Raw genomic sequence first — 17893 nt, forward strand, 5'->3', positions numbered from 1 at the left:
TTACTTAATCGCTGAGTATCAGGTATGCGCGACGATGTAGTCGATCGCGTCCTGAACAGTGCCCAGCTTTTCAGCCTCTTCGTCAGGAATCTCGGTTTCGAATTCCTCTTCCAGGGCCATAACCAGCTCAACAGTGTCCAGTGAGTCAGCGCCAAGATCCTCTACAAAAGAAGATGTGTTCTGAACTTCGGACTCTTTAACGCCCAACTGTTCACAAACGATCTTCTTCACGCGCTCTTCAACTGTACTCATAATGTCCTCACTTTGTGTGTCAACCAAGCAACTCAAGTGCTGCCAGTTTAGATTAAACCCTACCTGCAAACAAGCAGGGACTCAGTCAAACATGTTGCGCGACAAGGAGTTGCGCAGAAGCCCCGGATTCGGGGCTTATCCCATGTACATTCCGCCGTTCACGTGAATGGTCTCGCCCGTCACGTAACCGGCTGCATCCGACGCCAGGAAAGCCACTACAGCGGCCACTTCCTCCGGCTCACCCAGACGACCGGCGGGTATGATTTCCAGCATAGCCTCGCGCTGCTTGTCGTCCAGTTTTTTGGTCATATCCGTGTCGATAAAGCCCGGTGCCACACAGTTGGCAGTAATGCCCCGGTTCGACATTTCCTTGGCCAGACTGCGGGTAAAGCCTTCAACACCAGCCTTGGCGGCGCAATAGTTGCCCTGCCCCGGGTTCCCCATACCGGCAACCACGGAACTGATGTTGATAATCCGCCCCCACTTGGCTTTGGCCATACCACGCAAGACCGCCTTGCTGGTGCGATATACACTGGACAGGTTCGTCTCCAGGACCGATGTCCAGTCATCCTCTTTCAGGCGCATCAGCAGGTTGTCACGGGTGATGCCGGCATTATTGACCAGAATCTGGGGCGCACCGGATTTTTCAGTCAGTGCCTTGAGGCCAGACTCTATACTTTCCGGGTCCGATACATCCATGACGATGCCGTAACCTTTCAGGTCGGCATCCGCAAACGCCTTCGAAATCGACTCGGCGCCCGCTTCACTGGTAGCGGTACCTACAACCTCGGCGCCCTGCTGCGCGAGCGCCTGGGCTATGGCCTTGCCAATGCCACGGGTTGCGCCGGTAACCAGTGCAACTTTACCTTCCAAAGACATGAAAGACTCCTTTCGTCAGGATTGGCCAAAGGCTTCCAGAGCCTTTGCCAATGAATCCGGATCCTCGATTCCGTAAACCGGGAGGCTACGGTCAATTCGCTTGATCAGTCCGGCCAGAACTTTCCCGGTACCGCACTCAACCGCCATTTCAACGCCTTCAGACACCAGCTCGCGCACGGAATCCGTCCACAGCACCGGTGAATAGAGCTGCTTGAGGAGGTTGGCCTTGAGTTTGTCAGCATCGGTTTCAGCCGACGCGTGGACATTCTGGACCACCGGAATGACAGCATCGTTAAAGCGCACATCGTTGAGCGCCTCCGCCAACTCTTCGGCGGCACCTTTCATCAATGCGCAGTGAGAGGGAACGCTGACCGGAAGGGGCATTGCCTTGCGGGCACCCTGCTCTTTGCAGACCTCAATGGCGCGGTCAACGGCCTCAGCCGAACCGGCAATCACGACCTGTCCGGGTGCATTGAAGTTGACGGCAGAGACCACATCGCCCTCGGCCGCACTCTCGCAGGCGGCGACCACGTCGGCATCATCCAGGCCGAGAATAGCCGCCATCTTGCCTTCGCCGGCAGGAACCGCCTGCTGCATGAGTTCGCCCCGAAGGCGAACCAGCTTGACGGCTTCGACAAAATCCAGGCTTTCGGCAGCGACCAGGGCGCTGTACTCGCCCAGGCTGTGGCCGGCGACAAAGCTCGGCGCACGACCACCGGCGACAAACCACTGGCGCCACAACGCTACACTGGCAGTCAGCAGTGCGGGCTGGGTAACCATGGTCTGGTTGAGCTCCTCGGCCGGCCCTTTCTGGCAAAGGTGCCAGAGATCGTAACCAAGCACATTGGAGGCTTCAGCGAATGTTTTGTTGATGATAGGCCAGGCCTCGGCAGCGTCACTGAGCATGCCTACAGACTGGGCCCCTTGTCCGGGAAAAATAAAGGCTGATTTCATAGGGCGAATCTTATCGTCATTGAAGGGTTTCGGGAGATTAGCCAATAGTACAAGTTAGGCCAATTATCCGCGAATGCACGGCAGATCGGGGACAGACTTTAGTCTCAGGCTCAGAGCATGAGATCATCCAGCCTTTCATTGATGCGGCGGGGGACTTCCAGCTGCACCTCCCGGACCGCCTGGCGGATGGCAGCCAGCATGGCGCGCTCATTGGCATTACCATGACTCTTGATCACCACACCCTGAAGCCCGAGCAGGCTGGCACCGTTGTGCCGGGACGGATCCATCAGCTGCAGGAGCCGGCCAATGATCGGACGCGCCAGCAGGCCCACAAAGCGCCCGTAGAGCGAACGGGTAAAGGCCTGCTCCATCAGTTCAATCAACAGGCCAGCCACACCCTCACCGGTTTTCAGCGCAATGTTGCCGACAAAACCGTCGCATACCACCACATCGGCCACATCCCGGAACAGGTCACTACCTTCCACATAGCCGATGTAATTGATGGTCTCGCACTGGGCCAGCATGTGGGAAGCAAGGCGCACCTGTTCGTTGCCCTTGATCTCTTCCTCGCCCACATTGAGCAGGGCGACCCGCGGCTCCGTCTGGCTGCAGATGGCCGAGGCCATCAGCGAACCCATCAGAGCATACTGGTACAGATTCTCGGCGGTGGAATCGACATTGGCACCAAGATCCAGGACATGGCACTTGCCGCGGAGGGAGGGAATCAGTTTGGCAATGGCCGGGCGCTCGATACCGGGGTACATCCGGATGATGGAACGGCCGAAGGCCATCAGTGCACCGGTATTGCCGGCGCTGACGCAACCCTGAGCCTCACCATCGCGGACCAGGCCAAGGGCAACAGCCATGGAGGAATTCTTCTTGTGGCGCAGGGCATGGGAGGGACGCTCGTTCATCCGGACCACATCGGCCGCTTCGACCACCCGGATTCGGGCATGCCCCTCACGCAACAAAGCCTCGAGCTCACTCCGGATACCCACCAGAATGATGCTCAAGGCCTCGTTTTCACGCACTGCCAACAGTGCCGCGGACGCCACCACTTCGGGCCCGCGGTCACCGCTCATAGCGTCTATTGCGATGGTAACCGGAGTCACGGCTCTTCCATCCGACACTTGGGCGGTGACTGGTCGCAACGAGATTACTCGTCGCGCGCTTCGATTACCTGCTTACCACGGTAAAAGCCGTCCGGAGAAACGTGGTGACGACGATGAACTTCACCAGTGGTTGCATCGGTGGACAGAGCAGCAGTGCTCAGAGCGTCGTGAGAACGGCGCATGCCACGCTTGGAACGGGTCTTACGATTTTGCTGTACAGCCATGATTATGCTCCTGACCTGTTAACGTAAAAATAACGTGTGTTCATTGTAACGCGCCGACTCCCGATCGGAGGCTGCGCCCGGTTAATGCTTCGTCTTCTTGAGATCCGCCAGCACACTGAACGGATTCTCTTTTCCCGACTCTGCCGGCTCGGCCGGAGTACCGTCGGGCTCGAGGGCTTCCAGATCTTCCCGGGCCGGACACTCATTCCGATCGTGAAGCGGGAACGGCGGCAGCACCAGCAACAGCTCATCCTCGACCATGGCCCAGAGATCCGCACTGAAATCATCGGTCAGGAACGGCTCGAGCTCTCTTGGCAGCTGTTGCGCCTGTTCGTCACTGGTTACCAGCCCCAGGACAAACCGGGAATCCAGCGTAGTGGCCATTGGCCCCATACACCGCTGACATTCCAGATCCACCGGTGCTTCCAGCTCACCCGAGACGATGCGTCGGCGCTCGCTGTCCATGGAAAACGACAGCCTGACGCGGCACGCAGCGCCCTCGTCAAACCCCAGAACCGCTTCCCTGAAACGAGCCAAGGCACTGAGAGGAATCACTCCCTCCAGCACGGTGTTCTGCTCCGCCAACCGATAGGGGTCAACAGATTTGGGCAACTCGGCGTTTGACGCTTTTGACATAGGCGCGCAATTTTAGGGGCGAGGCCCGCCGCTGTCAAAGACTTCGTTGCCATTTCGCCACGGGTTACCATGGGGATACGGGTATTTAACGACAAAAGGACCTCGGCAATGACCAAACCCCTGCTACTGGCCTCATCCTCTCCCTACCGCAAGAGCCTGCTGGAGCGCCTGGCCCTGCCCTTCACCACCGCCAGCCCGGACATCGACGAAACGCCCCGGCCCGACGAGCCCTCGGAGGACCTTGCTCTACGACTCGCCGAAAGCAAGGCCCGGGCCCTGGCAGCAAAACATCCCGGCCACTGGATCATCGGCTCGGACCAGGTCGCCTGCCTGCCCGACGGAACCCTGCTGCACAAACCCGGCAATCACGCCCAGGCAGTCAACCAGTTACGCCAGAGCAGCGGACACAGGGTGGTATTTCTGACCGGCCTGTGCCTGCTGGATACGGACAGCGGCGAGAGCCAAAAAGTCTGCGAACCTTTCACGGCCCACTTCCGCGCCCTGTCCGACGAGGAAATCGAAAGCTACCTGACACGGGAGCAGCCCTATGACTGTGCCGGCAGCTTCAAGATGGAAGGCCTGGGCATAACGCTGTTCGACCGGCTCGAGGGGCGTGACCCCAACAGCCTGGTCGGGTTACCGCTGATCGCACTCAACGGGATGCTCCGGAACTGGGGATGCAATCCGTTGCTTGAGGGCTGACCAGCCCTCAGCGCAACTCCAGACGGGATTCCAGTAACTGACCGGCAAAGCCTTCGCCAAAGGCAACACCCAGTTGGTCCACAAGATCCTGCAGCGGGGACTTCCGATGACTGTAATCCACCAGCTTCTCGGCACCGACAATCTCCCGGGCAACCGAAGAGGTGCTGCCCAGGCCGTCGATCAGCCCCAGCTCCATTGCCTGCTCACCACTCCAGACCAGACCACTGAACAGCCGCTCGTCGTCGGCGAGGCGATCACCCCGGCCTCGCTTTACTGCCTCAATAAACTGGCGGTGAGTGTTCTCCAACACCGAGTTCCAGAACTGGACTTCGCCTTCATCCTCCGGTGAGAAGGGATCCAGGAAGGCCTTGTTGTCGCCGGAGGTATACAGCCGGCGCTCGACACCGACCTTGTCCATGACCTCGGTAAAACCGAAGCCTCCGGCGATCACACCGATGGAGCCCACCAGGCTGGCCCGGTTGGCGTAAATTTCATCCGCGGCCGCGGCAATGTAGTAAGCCCCTGACGCACCAATGTCGGAAATAACCGCATAGACTTTCTTGTCAGGATATTCTTCCCGAAGCCGCTTGATCTCATCGTAAACGTAGCCGGACTGGACCGGACTTCCACCGCCACTGTTGATTCGCAACACCACGGCTTTGGATGATTCAGCCTCGAATGCCGAACGCAGTGAACCGACAATATTATCGGCGCTGGCCAGCTCGTCCGCGGCGATGGTGCCGTTGATCTCGATCACGGCGGTGTGGGCTCCGGTCGCGGCGTCCAGACTTTCTCCAAACGGAAAACGGATCAGGAACAACAGCAGAAAAAGATAGCCAAAGGTCAGGAACTTGAAGAAGATCCCCCAGCGGCGACTGCGGCGCTGCTCCGCCTGAAGCGACATGACCAGCTTCTCGATGAGCTTCCAGTCTCGATTACTCTCCGGCGGCATGCTCGGCCCCTTCCGCCCCAGCCACGAACGACCGGAAGACTTCTCGGCAGGCTCATCACCCCATTCCGGCGACTTGTCAGAATCCCACTCACTCATGCATACATCCTGTCAGCAACTGCATTGATGGTACCGGGCTCAAAGCCCCAGTACCCGTCGAAGATCCGGCACCGATTCAACGATGGCATGAGGGGCATACTCCCCCAGCACATCCCGCTTGTGCACTCCCCACTCGACACCGATTGAGGGCATGCCGATACGGCGAGCCATCTCAAGATCATAGCGGGTGTCGCCAATCATCACCGCGTCGGACGGCTCAATCCGGTAAAATTCCAGAATTTCCTTCAACATGGCGGGATCCGGCTTGGACCGGGTCTCATCGGCGCATCGGGTAATTTCGAAGTGCTCACCCAGACCACTGGTGACCAGCGCACTCTCCAGGCCCCGCCGGCTCTTGCCGGTCGCGACGGAACAGTTGCGGCCGAATTCCCGCAGATCGGCAACCAGCTCGGCCATGCCTTCGAAAACATTCTGGGGGCTGGTCACCTTGCTGAAAAAGTAACGGGCATACCCTTCACGGATTCGGCTCATCTCGTCCCGCGAAATGCCGGGATACAGCTTTTCCAGCGCCTCAACCATGCCCAGGCCGATGATGTCCCGATAGGCCTCGCGTTCCAGCTCGGGATAGCCCAGCTCGGTAGCCGCCTGATGCAGGCTGTCGGCAATGTGGTCAACCGAATCCACCAGGGTGCCATCCCAGTCAAATATCACTACTTTAACTTTCATTTCTCTGATCCTGTTTTGCGCGCCCCAAGGGTCCGGAGCACGAGGTCAAAAGCTTCGTCATATGGCGCTTCAAGCCGCATCGGCTCGTCGCTTCCGGGCAGGCGGAATTCCAGAGCCCTGGCATGAAGCATCAGCCGCTGCCCGCCAATGGAACGAAACGCCTTCATACTCACTTCATCCATATACTTGTCATCGCCCGCGATCGGATGACCCGCCCAGGCACTGTGCACCCGGATCTGGTGGGTGCGGCCAGTCACCGGTGAAGCCTCGACCAGAGTGTACCCCTGGAACCGCTCCAGGCATCGGAAAATGGTCAGCGACGCCTTACCCGCCGTGTCAACCCGAACCCGGCGCTCCCCGTTCGGCATCTCGTAGCGCAGCAGGGGCTCATCAACCCGACCCATCCCTTCCGGCCAGCTTCCGGCTACCAGGGCGTGATAGAACTTGCGCACCCGCTTCTGGCGCAATTCGTCCTGTAAATAGCGCAGGGCCGATCGCTTCTTGGCGATCATCACAAGACCGGACGTATCCCGATCCAGCCGATGCACCAACTCCAGGAATCGGCTGTCCGGCCGCGCCGACCGGAGCACTTCAATCAGACCGAAACTCAGCCCGCTACCGCCATGGACCGCGATGCCCGAGGGCTTGTTCACCACGAGCATCTGATCATTCTCGAAAACGACCGCCGCCTCCATCACTCCCTGAACCCGGCTCCCGGGCTTCACTTGCTCCGGCTTTTCCTTGCGAACGATCGGAGGGATACGGACGGTATCGCCGGCCCGCAGTCGGGTATCCGGCTTTACCCTGCCCTTGTTTACCCGGACTTCGCCCTTGCGGACAATCCGGTAGATGATGCTTTTGGGTACGCCACGCAACCGGGACAGCAGGAAGTTATCCACCCGCTGATCATCATTATCCTCGTCAACCGTAACCCACTGGACACCCTGGCGCACCTGCTCTCCCGAGCCGGAAGACCGCGAGGTAGCGCCATCCTTCCGTGTGGTCGGCCCGGCTGGCCGCTTGCGGGAGCTGGCGTATTTTTTCGCAACAGGCTTGCGTGACATGGAATTCCTTGCGGACGACGCGTTTGGAGGATTGAACAGGCGCTGCAATACTGTTATATTCCGGCGTGCTCTGCCGTTTGTCTACGGCCTGGCCTACTCGAGCCAGAAGCCGGAGCGGCAGAAGTATACCGACACTATCAGAGAGTTTGAACGCCGGCGCCCGAACAGATAGCGGGAACGGCGCAGGAAATGCTTCCGGACCTTGCTTTCGCAGACCGATGAACGGCTGACAGGAAGCCCCGGAAGAACAGGAACCGTGCGGAAAACCGACGGGCGACATCGCGAAGAATCATTGCCACGCAAGGCCGGGCCGTCCAGCTTACAAATACGACGTGAGACCCAGGCACCTGTGTGAACCTGAAAACGGATAACATGCGTCAACAGACATTCACCCTATGCGACCTCTCCCTGCCAACAGGCAGAAGGACCGTCGGCGGTGGTACTGAACCAATGGAATCGCGCCCCATAAGGGTCTGATTCGGTCTGGCCGCCGGCTGCCTCAGTTGTAACAGGCCCGCGGCACGCACGTTTCGCTTCGCTGATGCGAATCCCCCCGGTTTTCTGTCAAAACCAAACGACAGGAACCCTTTCTTTCCATGAAAAGAATGCTCATCAATGCAACTCATCCTGAAGAGTTGCGCGTAGCCCTGGTCGATGGCCAGCGTCTGTTTGACCTTGATATCGAATCCAGCTCCCGCGAGCAGAAGAAAGCCAACATCTACAAGGGTCGAATCACCCGTGTAGAGCCCAGCCTGGAAGCTGCGTTCGTGGACTTTGGCGCCGAGCGCCACGGCTTCTTGCCCCTGAAGGAAATCTCCAAGGAGTACTTCAAGAAGTCCCCGGGCCAGATCGAAGGCAAGATCAATATCAAGGATGTCGTATCCGAAGGCCAGGAAGTCATCGTCCAGGTCGACAAGGAAGAACGCGGCAATAAGGGCGCAGCCCTGACCACGTTCATCTCCCTCGCCGGCCGCTACCTGGTGCTGATGCCCAACAACCCCCGTGCAGGCGGGATCTCACGTCGCATCGAGGGTGAGGAACGGGCCCAGCTCAAGGAAGCCATGAACAACGTCCAGGTTCCCAAGGCCATGGGCATCATCGTGCGTACCGCCGGCATCGGCCGCACCACCGAAGAGCTCCAGTGGGACCTCGACTACCTGGTGCAGTTCTGGGAAGCAATCACCCAGGCTGCCGGTGAGCGCAAGGCCCCTTTCCTGATCCACCAGGAAAGCAACGTCATCATCCGAGCCGTGCGGGATTACCTCCGCCAGGACATCGGCGAAGTGCTTATTGATGCGGCCAATGTCTACGAAGACGTGCTCAACTTCGTCCGCGCCGTGATGCCCACCTTCGAGAACAAGATCAAGCTGTACAAGGACGAAATTCCGCTGTTCAGCCGTTACCAGATCGAAGGCCAGATCGAAACCGCCTTCCAGCGGGAAGTGAAGCTGCCCTCGGGTGGCTCGATCGTGATCGACCCCACCGAGGCACTGGTTTCCATCGACATCAACTCCTCCCGCGCCACCAAGGGCCAGGACATCGAGGAAACCGCCCTGCAGACCAACCTGGAAGCGGCAGAAGAAATCGCCCGCCAGCTGCGCCTGCGGGATATGGGCGGCCTGATCGTGATCGATTTCATCGACATGACGCCGGCCAAGCATCAGCGCGAAGTGGAACAGAAGATGCGCGAAGCGCTGGAAATCGACCGGGCACGGGTCCAGGTTGGCAAAATCTCCCGCTTCGGCCTGCTTGAAATGTCCCGTCAGCGCCTGCGCCCGTCCCTGGGTGAGACCCGCAGCGAGGTCTGCCCCCGATGTGAAGGCCAGGGCACCATTCGTGGCATCGAATCACTGGCCCTGAGCATCATGCGCCTGATCTACGAGGAGTCTTCCAAGGAGAAGACCGGCGAAGTCCGCGCCGTCGTGCCGGTATCCGTTGCCACCTTCCTCCTGAACGAGAAGCGCAAGCAGCTGGCCGACATAGAGTCGCGCCAGAGCGTCCAGGTCGTGGTGGTTCCGGTGCCGCACATGGAAACGCCCCACTTCGAGATTCTGCGCCTCCGCCAGGACGAGACCACGCCCGAGCACATCTCCAGCCACCAGGTAGCCCAGGAATACAGCGAGCGGGAAGAAGAAATCTTCGAAACGCCGAGCGCCGAAAAACCGGTACGCGAACAGGCTGCCGTGAAGGCGATCCGGCCATCCGCACCGGCGCCGACACCGACGCCGACAGTGGCAGAGGCAGCTTCCCAGGAAGAAGGCCTGTTCCGTCGCCTGGGCCGCAAGATCGCCTGCTTCTTTGGTGGCGAGAGCCAGCAGGGTGAAGAGCGCGAACAGAGCAAACGCCCGCCCCGCCAGGACCGCAGAACCCAGGACCGTCGCAAGTCCCGGGTAGCCCGGGATGACCAGCGTTCCGGCGGCAACCGCAGCGGTGATCGTCGCCAGGGTGGCCAGCAGCAGGGTCGCGGTGACGATACCCGCAGCCGTGGCCGCGGACGCAGCGACGACCAGAACCGTGGCAGCCAGGGCCGTCAGGGCGGCGAGAAAGGCCAGGACAAAGGCGCTGAAGGACGCAAGGACAACAAGGGCCGCGGCCAGGGTCGTAACCGTCCGCAGCGGGACCAGAAGGACAACCGCGAGCAGAAAGACAACCGCGGCCAGAAGGACCAGCAGCAGGCCAAAGATCAGAAGGATCAGCAGCCGCCCAAAGAGCAGAAAGAAGGTGGCCAGAAAGGCTCCGGCGGTGACAAACCCCGTAAGCCGCGCCGCCAACGGAACCGCGACGGGTCCCCGGCCGAGGCGCCTTCCAGCTCTCCGGCAGACCGCAAGGCCGCGCGCAGCGACAAGCACCAGAAGGACACTCAGCCCGAGAAAGCGGCTGAGCCGGAAAAGGCAGCCAGCACTTCGGGCAAGGGCCCAGAGCAGAAGGCCGAAGCAAGGTCATCCGCACCGGAGAAAGCTCCTGAGTCGAAGCAGGAATCCCGTCCGGCAGCCAGCGTAGGTGCTGAGAAAGCCGAAGCTCAACAAGCCCCCGCCAAGGCAGAGGAGGGGAAGAAATCCAGACCCGAAACCGCACAGCCTAAGGCGGAGAAGGCGGATCAGGGAGAAAAGCCCGCAAAGGCAGACCAGCCCGCGAAAGCCGATTCGGCGGAGAAAGCCGAAAAGCCCGAAACCAAGCCAGCCCGCAAGGAATCGGCCAAGCCTTCGAAAGCGGAAGCAGAAACTCCCAAGCAGGAGGCTGTTAAAGCCGAAGAGCCCAAACAGGCGCCCACCAAAGCTGACACAGCCAAGGCCGAGGAGCGCAAGCCGGAGGCAGCCAGCTCTGAAGAGCCCAAGCCTCAGGCCGCCAAAACGGAGCCTGTGAAGGCCGACTCTGGCAAAGTCGAGGCAACCAAAGCCGAACCGGCAAAGGCTGAGGAGCCGAAGGCAGAAAACCGGCCAGAGGCGGTAAGCCCCAAAGCAGAAGAGCAGGTAACCGCCAAGAAGCAGGAGGCCCCGAAGGCTGAGAAGCCCGAGGCTCAGACTCCGAAAGCGGAGGCGGAAGCGGAGGCCAAAGAGCAAAAGCCCGCGCCAAAGTCCGCCAGCAAGCCTGAGGCTGAAAAGCCGAAGGAAGATAAGGCAGCCGCACAGAGTGCCCCGGAGCCCAAGGCACCCGAAGCGCCCCGGATTTTCCAGGGTGAGAGCGGAAAGCCGGAACTGGACCTGCCGGTTACGCCGGGCCGGGCCTATAACGATCCACGTGAAGTCCGTCGCCGTCAGCGTGCAGCGGAAGAAGCCCAAAAGGCCGGGAGTAACTGATAAATGCTATCCAATTCCGACATAGAAGCGCTGGAAGACATCCTGTTCGCGGAGCCCTGGGGTGATGACGCCCTGGACTTTTTCGGGCTCCACGGCGTGGTGTGCGCCAGCGTCGTCGGCCCGGTTGAGCTGAGCGCGGAAGATATCTTCCGCCTCGCCACCGGCACCGAGCAGGTGCCCGGCGGCGAAATCCCCGAGGTATTCCGCCGCAGCGTCACCCAGCTGTCAAAGGACATGGCCCACGCCCTCGATATGGGGCAGGCCCTGGAACTTCCGGAGCCCGAGGACGGTGACCCGATGAACGCGCTGGAAAACTGGTGCGCGGGTTTCGTGGAGACCTTCCTGGAGCATGAGGAGGAGTGGCTGGAGGCCGCCAGCGAGGAGGAAACCGCAGATCTCATGGTTCCCATGCTGACATTGTCGGGGCTCTTCGATGACGAGGATTTCCAGAAGGTCCGCAACAGCGACAAGCTGTCCCGCCAGATGGCCGACGCTATCCCGGACTCACTGACCGACCTCTACCTGCTGTTTCACGCTCCGGACTGAGCCGGAGCTTCAACACCCGCAGGTTCGCGAAAATGATGCCAGACCGGTTCCAGCCCGTCTGGCATTTTCATGATATTCCCCAGCTCACACCAGGGCGCACCCGGAAAGTGGAAATCACTGCCCTGGGATGCCCACATCCCGTTGCGCCGGCACAGTTCCGCCAGAAAACCGAGATCACCACTGGACTGACCGGAGGTGGATACTTCAATACCCTGCCCTCCGGCCTTGCAGAACTCTGTCGTCAGCTCCCGAAGCTTGGTGGCGGTCAGCCTGTACTTGCGTGGATGCGCCAACACGGCTATACCGCCAGCCTCGGTGATCCATTGCACCACCTCCGGCAGCTCCGGCCAGTAGGCACGCACATCGCCAGCCTTTCCAGCGCCCAGGTGCCGCTTGAACGCCTGAGCAGCATTGCGCACCACCCCGGCCTCAATCAGCGCCTCGGCAAAATGGGGCCGGCCCGGCACATCACCACCGGCCTTTTCCGTCGCCCGCTCCAGCAGGTCCGGCACCCGCAGGCGGTGGAGCCGCTCGGCAATCATGGCTGCCCTTGCCCGGCGGTTATCCGTCTGCTGCTCGACCTTGCCGGTGAACACCGGATCCTCCCGATCAAAGTCCAGACCGACGACATGGATCGTCCGGCCTTTCCAAAGACAGGACAGTTCAATCCCGGGTACCAGCGTGATCCCGGAATGACTCGCCGCCTGCGCCGCTTCAGGAAGACCGTTCAGGGTATCGTGATCAGTCAGGGCCAGGTGCGTCACCCCCTTATCAACAGCACGGGCAACAAGGTCTGCCGGTGCCAGGGCACCGTCCGAAGCCGTGCTGTGGCAGTGCAGATCAATGCACAAATTCGGGGGTTGGGGTATAGTCACAAAAAATCCTTAACCGGTTGAGAGAACTTCATGTATTACGCCATTATCAGTGAAGATATCGAGAACAGCCTTGCCCTTCGCCAGTCTGCACGCCCGGCTCATCTGGAGCGCCTGCAGGCATTGAAAGCGGAGGGCCGTTTACTTGTTGCCGGGCCACATCCGGCCATCGACACCCCTGAGCCCGGTGAAGCCGGGTTTACCGGCAGTCTCGTCGTTGCCGAATTTGACTCGCTTGAAGCAGCCCAGGCCTGGGCCGATGCCGACCCTTATATCGAAGCCGGCGTGTACCAGAAGGTAACGGTCAAACCCTTCAAGGCGGTGCTGCCCTGAGGCGCCGGGCTGCGCATGAGTTTATTGTAATGGTGGCCGGCTTGCACAGCCGGTCATCTGTGACAAAATTGCGCCTTTAACATCTGGTGTTTTTCACTATCCAATTCCGGGAATGTACTTCGTGACGCCTTTTCGCCTGATCATCAGTCTACTGTTCATCGTATCATCAATCGCGGCCGCCCAGGCCAGAACCGTCTGGGTCGATGACAAACTTTACCTGCCCGTCCGCTCAGGCGCAGGGACCCAGTACCGGATCATCGAAAACGCCCTGCCCAGCGGGACACCACTGGAGGTTCTGGAAGCCGGTGACAATTACACCCGGGTCCGCACACCGAAAGGCACCGAGGGCTGGGTAGCAAGCCAGTACCTGAGCAACACCCCGATCGCAGCCGATCGCCTTCAGGCAGCCAACCGGGAGTTGGAGCAGACCAAAACCGAGCTGACTCAGGTCAAGGAGCAGCTTTCGCAAGTCACACAGCAGCGAAACGCCCTTGAGAGCGCAGAATCCAACCTGTCCAACCGTTCACAGGAACTTCAGGAAGAGCTTCAGCGGATCAAGAGTATTGCTGCCGACTCCATCAATCTGGAACGCAGGAACCGCGAGCTGAATGCGGAGAACCAGAAACTTCGCAACGACCTGGAAGTTCTGACCGCCGAGAACGAGCGACTGGAGGCGAGCAAGGAGTCCGACTTCATGCTGCTGGGTGCCGGACTTGTCTTCGGGGGTGTCCTGCTTGCACTGATCATTCCCATGCTCAAGCCCACTCGCAAGACCGACAACTGGGCCTGACCTTTCGTCTCAGGCCGATACATCCGGACAAAAAGAAGGGCGGCCCGCGGGCCGCCCTTCTTCGTTTCTGACCGCCGGATCAGACCAGCGGCTTCTCGGAGACGATGATGCCGTTATTATCGGCATACACGTAATGACCCGGATGAAAGGTCACGCCGTGGAAGGTAACCGGAATATTCAGGTCACCGATGCCACGTTTCTCGGTTTTCCGGGGTACGGTGCCCAGAGCCTGCACACCCAGGTTGGTCTGCCCGATCTCATCCACGTCACGAATGCAGCCATAGATGACCAGACCGGCCCAGCCATTGCTGGCCGCTTTCTCCGCCAGCATGTCGCCCAGCAGTGCGTTACGCTTTGACGCACCGCCATCCACCACCATAACGCGGCCATGGCCGGGCTGTCCCACCTGCTCCTTGACCACGGAGTTGTCCTCGAAACATTTGACGGTAACAATCTCACCGCCAAAGTTTTTCACGCCACCGTAGTTGTTGAAACCGGGCTCGACCACCCGGACTTCCGGAAACTCGTCACACAGATCCGGGGTAATAATGTCTGCCATGTTGTCACTCTCCTTTGTCCGGAAATGAAATCAGTCGATCTTCTCGTCGGCCAGGAAGAACCAGGTATCCAGAACCGAATCCGGGTTCAGGGACACGGAATCAATGCCCTGGTCCATCAGCCACTTGGCGAGATCCGGATGGTCGGACGGGCCCTGGCCGCAGATGCCGATGTACTTGCCAGCCTTCCTGCAGGCCTGGATAGCGTAGGAGAGCAGAATCTTGACGGCGTCATTCCGCTCATCGAACAGGTGGGCAATGATGCCCGAGTCGCGGTCCAGACCCAGGGTCAGCTGCGTCAGGTCGTTGGAGCCGATGGAGAAGCCATCAAAGTGCTCAAGGAACTGATCCGCCAACAGCGCGTTGCCCGGCAGCTCGCACATCATGATCACCCGCAGGCCATTGTCGCCCCGCTTCAGGCCATTCTCGGCCAGCAGGTTAACCACCTGCTCCGCCTCACCGACGGTCCGCACGAACGGCACCATCACTTCCACGTTGGTCAGGCCCATCTCGTTACGAACTTTCTTCAGGGCACGGCACTCGAGCTCGAAGCAATCCCGGAAGGTATCGGAGATGTAGCGGGACGCCCCCCGGAAGCCCAGCATCGGGTTCTCTTCATCCGGCTCGTACAAGGTGCCACCGATCAGGTTGGCGTACTCGTTGGATTTGAAGTCTGACAGGCGAACGATCACTTTCTTCGGCGCAAACGCGGCTGCCAGGGTGGAAATACCCTCCACCAGCTTGTCCACGTAGAAATCGACGGGCGAAGAGTAGCCGGCAATGCGCTTCTCCACCGTCTGCTTGATATCCCGCGGCAGGCCGTCAAAGTTCAGCAGTGCCTTCGGATGCACACCGATCATCCGGTTGATGATGAACTCCAGGCGTGCCAGGCCAACGCCCTCGTTGGGCAGGGCCTGGAAATCGAACGCCCGGTCCGGGTTACCGACGTTCATCATGATCTTGAACGGAATGTTCGGCATGGAATCCACGGTGTTCTCACGCAGCTCGAAATCCAGCGCGCCCTCGTAGATCATGCCGGTGTCGCCCTCGGCGCAGGAAACCGTTACGTCCTGACCGTCCTTGAGCACCTCGGTGGCGTCACCACAGCCCACCACGGCCGGAATACCCAGCTCCCGGGCAATGATGGCCGCATGGCAGGTCCGACCGCCGCGATCGGTAACAATCGCGGAGGCACGTTTCATGACCGGCTCCCAGTCCGGGTCAGTCATGTCGGTAACCAGGACATCGCCAGGCTGTACGCGATCCATCTCGTTGATGCTGGTGATGATTTTCACCGGACCACTACCGATCTTGTGGCCGATGCTGCGGCCTTCCACCAGCACCTTGCCGGTTTCGTTCAGCAGGTAACGCTCCATGACATTGGCGGCGGCGCGGCTCTTCACGGTCTCGGGACGCGCCTGGACGATGTAGATCCTGCCATCGTCGCCATCCTTCGCCCACTCGATGTCCATCGGACGGTCGTAGTGTTTCTCGATGATCATGGCCTGCCTGGCCAGTTCTTCCACCTCGGCATCGGTAATGGAGAAGCGGTTGCGGTCCTCCTGATCCACCTTGACGGTCTCGACATACTCGCCTTCGCCAGGGCTGGAATGGTAGACCATCTTGATGGCCTTGCTGCCCAGGTTACGGCGCAGCACCGCCGGGCGACGGGCTTCCAGGGTCGGCTTGTGAACATAGAACTCGTCCGGGTTCACGGCACCCTGGACCACGGTCTCACCCAGGCCGTAGGAAGAGGTAATAAAGACAACATCCCGGAAGCCGGATTCGGTGTCCAGGGTGAACATGACGCCGCTGGCCGCCGTCTCACTGCGCACCATCTTCTGGATACCGGCCGACAGCGCCACCAGCTTGTGGTCGAAGCCGTGGTGGACACGGTAGGAAATCGCCCGGTCATTGAACAGGGAAGCAAAGACTTCCTTGACCGCGCGACGGACCTGCTGGAGGCCCACCACGTTCAGGAAGGTTTCCTGCTGTCCGGCGAAGGAGGCATCCGGGAGGTCTTCTGCGGTGGCAGACGAGCGAACAGCAACCGCCATGTGCTCGTTTCCGTCCTGCAGCTTGGCATAGGCCTCTGCCAGGGGCTTTTCCAGGACATCAGGCAAATCGGTCTCGATGACCCATTGGCGAATCTGGGAACCGACGCGGGCCAGTTCGTTCACATCGTTAACGTCCAGCTTCTCGAGGGCATCATCGATCTTGTCCTTGAGGCCGTCGGTTGCCAGAAACTCGCGATAGGCGTGAGCTGTCGTGGCAAAGCCGCCGGGAACGGTGACACCTGCGTTGGCCAGATTACTGATCATTTCGCCCAGGGAGGCGTTCTTTCCGCCTACCCGGTCGACATCAGACATTCCGAGGTGATCAAACCAGATGATGTAATCTTCCAAAGCGCGTCTCCCTTAGAGTCTGTGAAGCAAAGAGCAAAACCGGGCCAGCGATATTCAGCGGCAAATGCAGGCAATATCCACTGCGGAGTCTCGAACTTGGCGTGTATGATACTGTAACCTGCGGAAATTACCTAGGGCACTCACAGTCAGATTTGGAACCGGACACACACCATGAAACGTACTGCCTTCTTCATTTCCGACGGCACCGGCCTGACCGCCGAAGCCCTCGGACACGCTCTTTTGGCCCAATTCGAGAAAATCGACTTCGAGCGCGTGACCGTTCCCTATATCGATGATGAGGACAAAGCCCGGGCCATGGTGACCCGGATCAACAAGGCTTCCGAGACCGATGGCGAGCGGCCGCTGGTGTTCGATACCATCGTGGACAGCGACATCCGGGAAATCATCTCCCGGGCCGACGGCTTCATGGTCGACATCTTCGGCACCTTCCTCAATCCGCTGGAACAGGAACTGAACGCCTCCTCTTCCTACACCGTAGGCAAAAGTCATTCGATCAACAACGAAGGCAGCTACGAACGCCGGATCAAAGCCGTCAACTTCGCCCTGGACAACGACGATGGCGCCCGCACCCGGCATTATGACGAAGCGGACCTGATCCTGATCGGCGCCTCCCGCAGTGGCAAGACACCCACCTGCCTCTACCTTGCCCTGCAGTATGGCGTAAAAGCCGCCAATTACCCGATTACCGACGAGGACCTGGCCGACCAGCGCATGCCCAAGGCCCTGCGCCCCCACCGGGAAAAACTGTTCGGCCTGACCATCGACCCGGAACGCCTGGCCACCATCCGCAACGAACGGCGGCCCAACTCGCGCTACGCGTCCATCCAGCAGTGCATGCATGAAATCGAAGAGATTGAACTGATGTACCGGCGGGAGCGGATTCCCTACCTGAATACCACGGCGTATTCGGTGGAGGAGATTTCGACGAGGATTATGGTGACTACCGGACTGAAGCGGCACCGGTAATGAAGCAGAGTCTGAGATGAAGGTGGGGTCAGATGAAAACCTTCATCT

At 59.8% G+C, this 17893-nt stretch carries 18 protein-coding genes; 6 read left to right on the forward strand and 12 right to left on the reverse strand.

Annotated elements, in window-relative coordinates; all coding sequences use genetic code 11:
* Nucleotides 1-18 precede the first annotated feature (18 nt).
* The 6 genes from acpP to ACQUTG_RS09195 all read right to left on the reverse strand — a co-directional run bounded on the left by acpP (nucleotide 19) and on the right by ACQUTG_RS09195 (nucleotide 4057).
* Entirely contained in the window at nucleotides 19-252 is a 234-nt protein-coding gene (gene acpP / locus ACQUTG_RS09170) for an acyl carrier protein (RefSeq protein ID WP_008938713.1), read from the reverse strand.
* Between the two features lie 135 nt (nucleotides 253-387).
* Nucleotides 388-1131 carry a 3-oxoacyl-ACP reductase FabG gene (gene fabG / locus ACQUTG_RS09175; protein ID WP_428919098.1) on the reverse strand — a complete coding sequence of 248 codons (744 nt, stop codon included), beginning with the start codon at nucleotides 1129-1131 and terminating at the stop codon, nucleotides 388-390.
* A gap of 15 nt (nucleotides 1132-1146) precedes the next feature.
* Nucleotides 1147-2085, reverse strand: coding sequence for an ACP S-malonyltransferase (fabD, locus tag ACQUTG_RS09180; RefSeq protein WP_428919099.1), 939 nt, complete (start codon nucleotides 2083-2085; stop codon nucleotides 1147-1149).
* A 110-nt stretch (nucleotides 2086-2195) separates the two neighbouring features.
* Nucleotides 2196-3197, reverse strand: coding sequence for a phosphate acyltransferase PlsX (gene plsX, locus ACQUTG_RS09185; protein ID WP_428919100.1), 1002 nt, complete (start codon nucleotides 3195-3197; stop codon nucleotides 2196-2198).
* Nucleotides 3198-3241: 44 nt separating this feature from the next.
* Nucleotides 3242-3421, reverse strand: a complete 180-nt coding sequence (rpmF, locus tag ACQUTG_RS09190) for a 50S ribosomal protein L32 (protein ID WP_048495018.1) — start codon at nucleotides 3419-3421, stop codon at nucleotides 3242-3244.
* Between the two features lie 81 nt (nucleotides 3422-3502).
* On the reverse strand, nucleotides 3503-4057 hold the full coding sequence (locus ACQUTG_RS09195; protein WP_428919101.1) for a YceD family protein: 555 nt from the start codon (nucleotides 4055-4057) through the stop codon (nucleotides 3503-3505).
* A 108-nt stretch (nucleotides 4058-4165) separates the two neighbouring features.
* Between ACQUTG_RS09195 and ACQUTG_RS09200 the strand changes: the two genes are divergently transcribed.
* Nucleotides 4166-4759 carry a Maf family protein gene (locus tag ACQUTG_RS09200; RefSeq protein WP_428919102.1) on the forward strand — a complete coding sequence of 198 codons (594 nt, stop codon included), beginning with the start codon at nucleotides 4166-4168 and terminating at the stop codon, nucleotides 4757-4759.
* Between the two features lie 7 nt (nucleotides 4760-4766).
* On the opposite strand, the gene ACQUTG_RS09205 is transcribed toward ACQUTG_RS09200, so the two are convergent.
* Genes ACQUTG_RS09205 through rluC form a run of 3 tightly spaced genes read right to left on the reverse strand, consistent with a single transcriptional unit; the run spans nucleotide 4767 to nucleotide 7558 of the window.
* Nucleotides 4767-5807 (reverse strand): S49 family peptidase, encoded by a 1041-nt coding sequence (locus ACQUTG_RS09205; protein ID WP_428919103.1) that lies wholly within the window; start codon nucleotides 5805-5807, stop codon nucleotides 4767-4769.
* Between the two features lie 39 nt (nucleotides 5808-5846).
* Entirely contained in the window at nucleotides 5847-6494 is a 648-nt protein-coding gene (locus ACQUTG_RS09210) for an HAD family hydrolase (RefSeq protein WP_428919104.1), read from the reverse strand.
* Entirely contained in the window at nucleotides 6491-7558 is a 1068-nt protein-coding gene (gene rluC / locus ACQUTG_RS09215; protein ID WP_428919105.1) for a 23S rRNA pseudouridine(955/2504/2580) synthase RluC, read from the reverse strand. Before rluC ends, ACQUTG_RS09210 begins: the two co-directional genes overlap by 4 nt.
* Before the next feature lie 596 nt (nucleotides 7559-8154).
* Between rluC and rne the strand changes: the two genes are divergently transcribed.
* Both rne and ACQUTG_RS09225 read left to right on the forward strand, forming a co-directional pair.
* The gene (gene rne, locus ACQUTG_RS09220) at nucleotides 8155-11355 is read left to right on the forward strand and encodes a ribonuclease E (protein ID WP_428919106.1); all 3201 of its coding nucleotides are present in this window, start codon (nucleotides 8155-8157) and stop codon (nucleotides 11353-11355) included.
* Between the two features lie 3 nt (nucleotides 11356-11358).
* Nucleotides 11359-11901 carry a YecA family protein gene (locus tag ACQUTG_RS09225; RefSeq protein WP_428919107.1) on the forward strand — a complete coding sequence of 181 codons (543 nt, stop codon included), beginning with the start codon at nucleotides 11359-11361 and terminating at the stop codon, nucleotides 11899-11901.
* Here ACQUTG_RS09225 and ACQUTG_RS09230 read toward each other — a convergent pair.
* On the reverse strand, nucleotides 11886-12776 hold the full coding sequence (locus tag ACQUTG_RS09230; RefSeq protein WP_428919108.1) for a PHP domain-containing protein: 891 nt from the start codon (nucleotides 12774-12776) through the stop codon (nucleotides 11886-11888). The two genes, ACQUTG_RS09225 and ACQUTG_RS09230, sit on opposite strands and share 16 nt — an antisense overlap.
* Before the next feature lie 30 nt (nucleotides 12777-12806).
* Between ACQUTG_RS09230 and ACQUTG_RS09235 the strand changes: the two genes are divergently transcribed.
* Complete coding sequence (locus ACQUTG_RS09235) at nucleotides 12807-13106, forward strand: YciI family protein (protein ID WP_113864236.1); 300 nt, start codon at nucleotides 12807-12809, stop codon at nucleotides 13104-13106.
* Between the two features lie 121 nt (nucleotides 13107-13227).
* The gene (locus tag ACQUTG_RS09240) at nucleotides 13228-13896 is read left to right on the forward strand and encodes a TIGR04211 family SH3 domain-containing protein (protein ID WP_428919109.1); all 669 of its coding nucleotides are present in this window, start codon (nucleotides 13228-13230) and stop codon (nucleotides 13894-13896) included.
* A 79-nt stretch (nucleotides 13897-13975) separates the two neighbouring features.
* Here the strand turns inward: ACQUTG_RS09240 and rraA are convergent, their stop codons facing one another.
* On the reverse strand, nucleotides 13976-14455 hold the full coding sequence (rraA, locus tag ACQUTG_RS09245; RefSeq protein ID WP_428919110.1) for a ribonuclease E activity regulator RraA: 480 nt from the start codon (nucleotides 14453-14455) through the stop codon (nucleotides 13976-13978).
* A 30-nt stretch (nucleotides 14456-14485) separates the two neighbouring features.
* Nucleotides 14486-16822, reverse strand: a complete 2337-nt coding sequence (ppsA, locus tag ACQUTG_RS09250) for a phosphoenolpyruvate synthase (RefSeq protein WP_428919265.1) — start codon at nucleotides 16820-16822, stop codon at nucleotides 14486-14488.
* A gap of 207 nt (nucleotides 16823-17029) precedes the next feature.
* On the opposite strand from ppsA, the gene ppsR reads away from it, so the two are divergent.
* The gene (ppsR, locus tag ACQUTG_RS09255) at nucleotides 17030-17845 is read left to right on the forward strand and encodes a posphoenolpyruvate synthetase regulatory kinase/phosphorylase PpsR (protein ID WP_428919111.1); all 816 of its coding nucleotides are present in this window, start codon (nucleotides 17030-17032) and stop codon (nucleotides 17843-17845) included.
* The last annotated feature ends 48 nt before the right edge of the window (nucleotides 17846-17893 follow it).

Origin of the sequence: Marinobacter sp. DUT-1 (genome assembly GCF_050379415.1) — a bacterium.
GTDB lineage: Bacteria > Pseudomonadota > Gammaproteobacteria > Pseudomonadales > Oleiphilaceae > Marinobacter.

Excerpts from the sequence above, each read along its gene's own strand:
- ACQUTG_RS09235 (WP_113864236.1), top strand. The coding sequence starts at position 12,807 with ATGTATTACGCCATTATCAGTGAAGATATCGAGAACAGCCTTGCCCTT.
- ppsA (WP_428919265.1), bottom strand. The coding sequence starts at position 16,822 with ATGTCTGATGTCGACCGGGTAGGCGGAAAGAACGCCTCCCTGGGCGAA.
- ACQUTG_RS09225 (WP_428919107.1), top strand. The coding sequence starts at position 11,359 with ATGCTATCCAATTCCGACATAGAAGCGCTGGAAGACATCCTGTTCGCG.
- rpmF (WP_048495018.1), bottom strand. The coding sequence starts at position 3,421 with ATGGCTGTACAGCAAAATCGTAAGACCCGTTCCAAGCGTGGCATGCGC.
- ACQUTG_RS09200 (WP_428919102.1), top strand. The coding sequence starts at position 4,166 with ATGACCAAACCCCTGCTACTGGCCTCATCCTCTCCCTACCGCAAGAGC.
- acpP (WP_008938713.1), bottom strand. The coding sequence starts at position 252 with ATGAGTACAGTTGAAGAGCGCGTGAAGAAGATCGTTTGTGAACAGTTG.
- ACQUTG_RS09195 (WP_428919101.1), bottom strand. The coding sequence starts at position 4,057 with ATGTCAAAAGCGTCAAACGCCGAGTTGCCCAAATCTGTTGACCCCTAT.
- rne (WP_428919106.1), top strand. The coding sequence starts at position 8,155 with ATGAAAAGAATGCTCATCAATGCAACTCATCCTGAAGAGTTGCGCGTA.
- fabG (WP_428919098.1), bottom strand. The coding sequence starts at position 1,131 with ATGTCTTTGGAAGGTAAAGTTGCACTGGTTACCGGCGCAACCCGTGGC.
- ACQUTG_RS09210 (WP_428919104.1), bottom strand. The coding sequence starts at position 6,494 with ATGAAAGTTAAAGTAGTGATATTTGACTGGGATGGCACCCTGGTGGAT.
- ppsR (WP_428919111.1), top strand. The coding sequence starts at position 17,030 with ATGAAACGTACTGCCTTCTTCATTTCCGACGGCACCGGCCTGACCGCC.
- rluC (WP_428919105.1), bottom strand. The coding sequence starts at position 7,558 with ATGTCACGCAAGCCTGTTGCGAAAAAATACGCCAGCTCCCGCAAGCGG.
- ACQUTG_RS09205 (WP_428919103.1), bottom strand. The coding sequence starts at position 5,807 with ATGAGTGAGTGGGATTCTGACAAGTCGCCGGAATGGGGTGATGAGCCT.
- fabD (WP_428919099.1), bottom strand. The coding sequence starts at position 2,085 with ATGAAATCAGCCTTTATTTTTCCCGGACAAGGGGCCCAGTCTGTAGGC.
- rraA (WP_428919110.1), bottom strand. The coding sequence starts at position 14,455 with ATGGCAGACATTATTACCCCGGATCTGTGTGACGAGTTTCCGGAAGTC.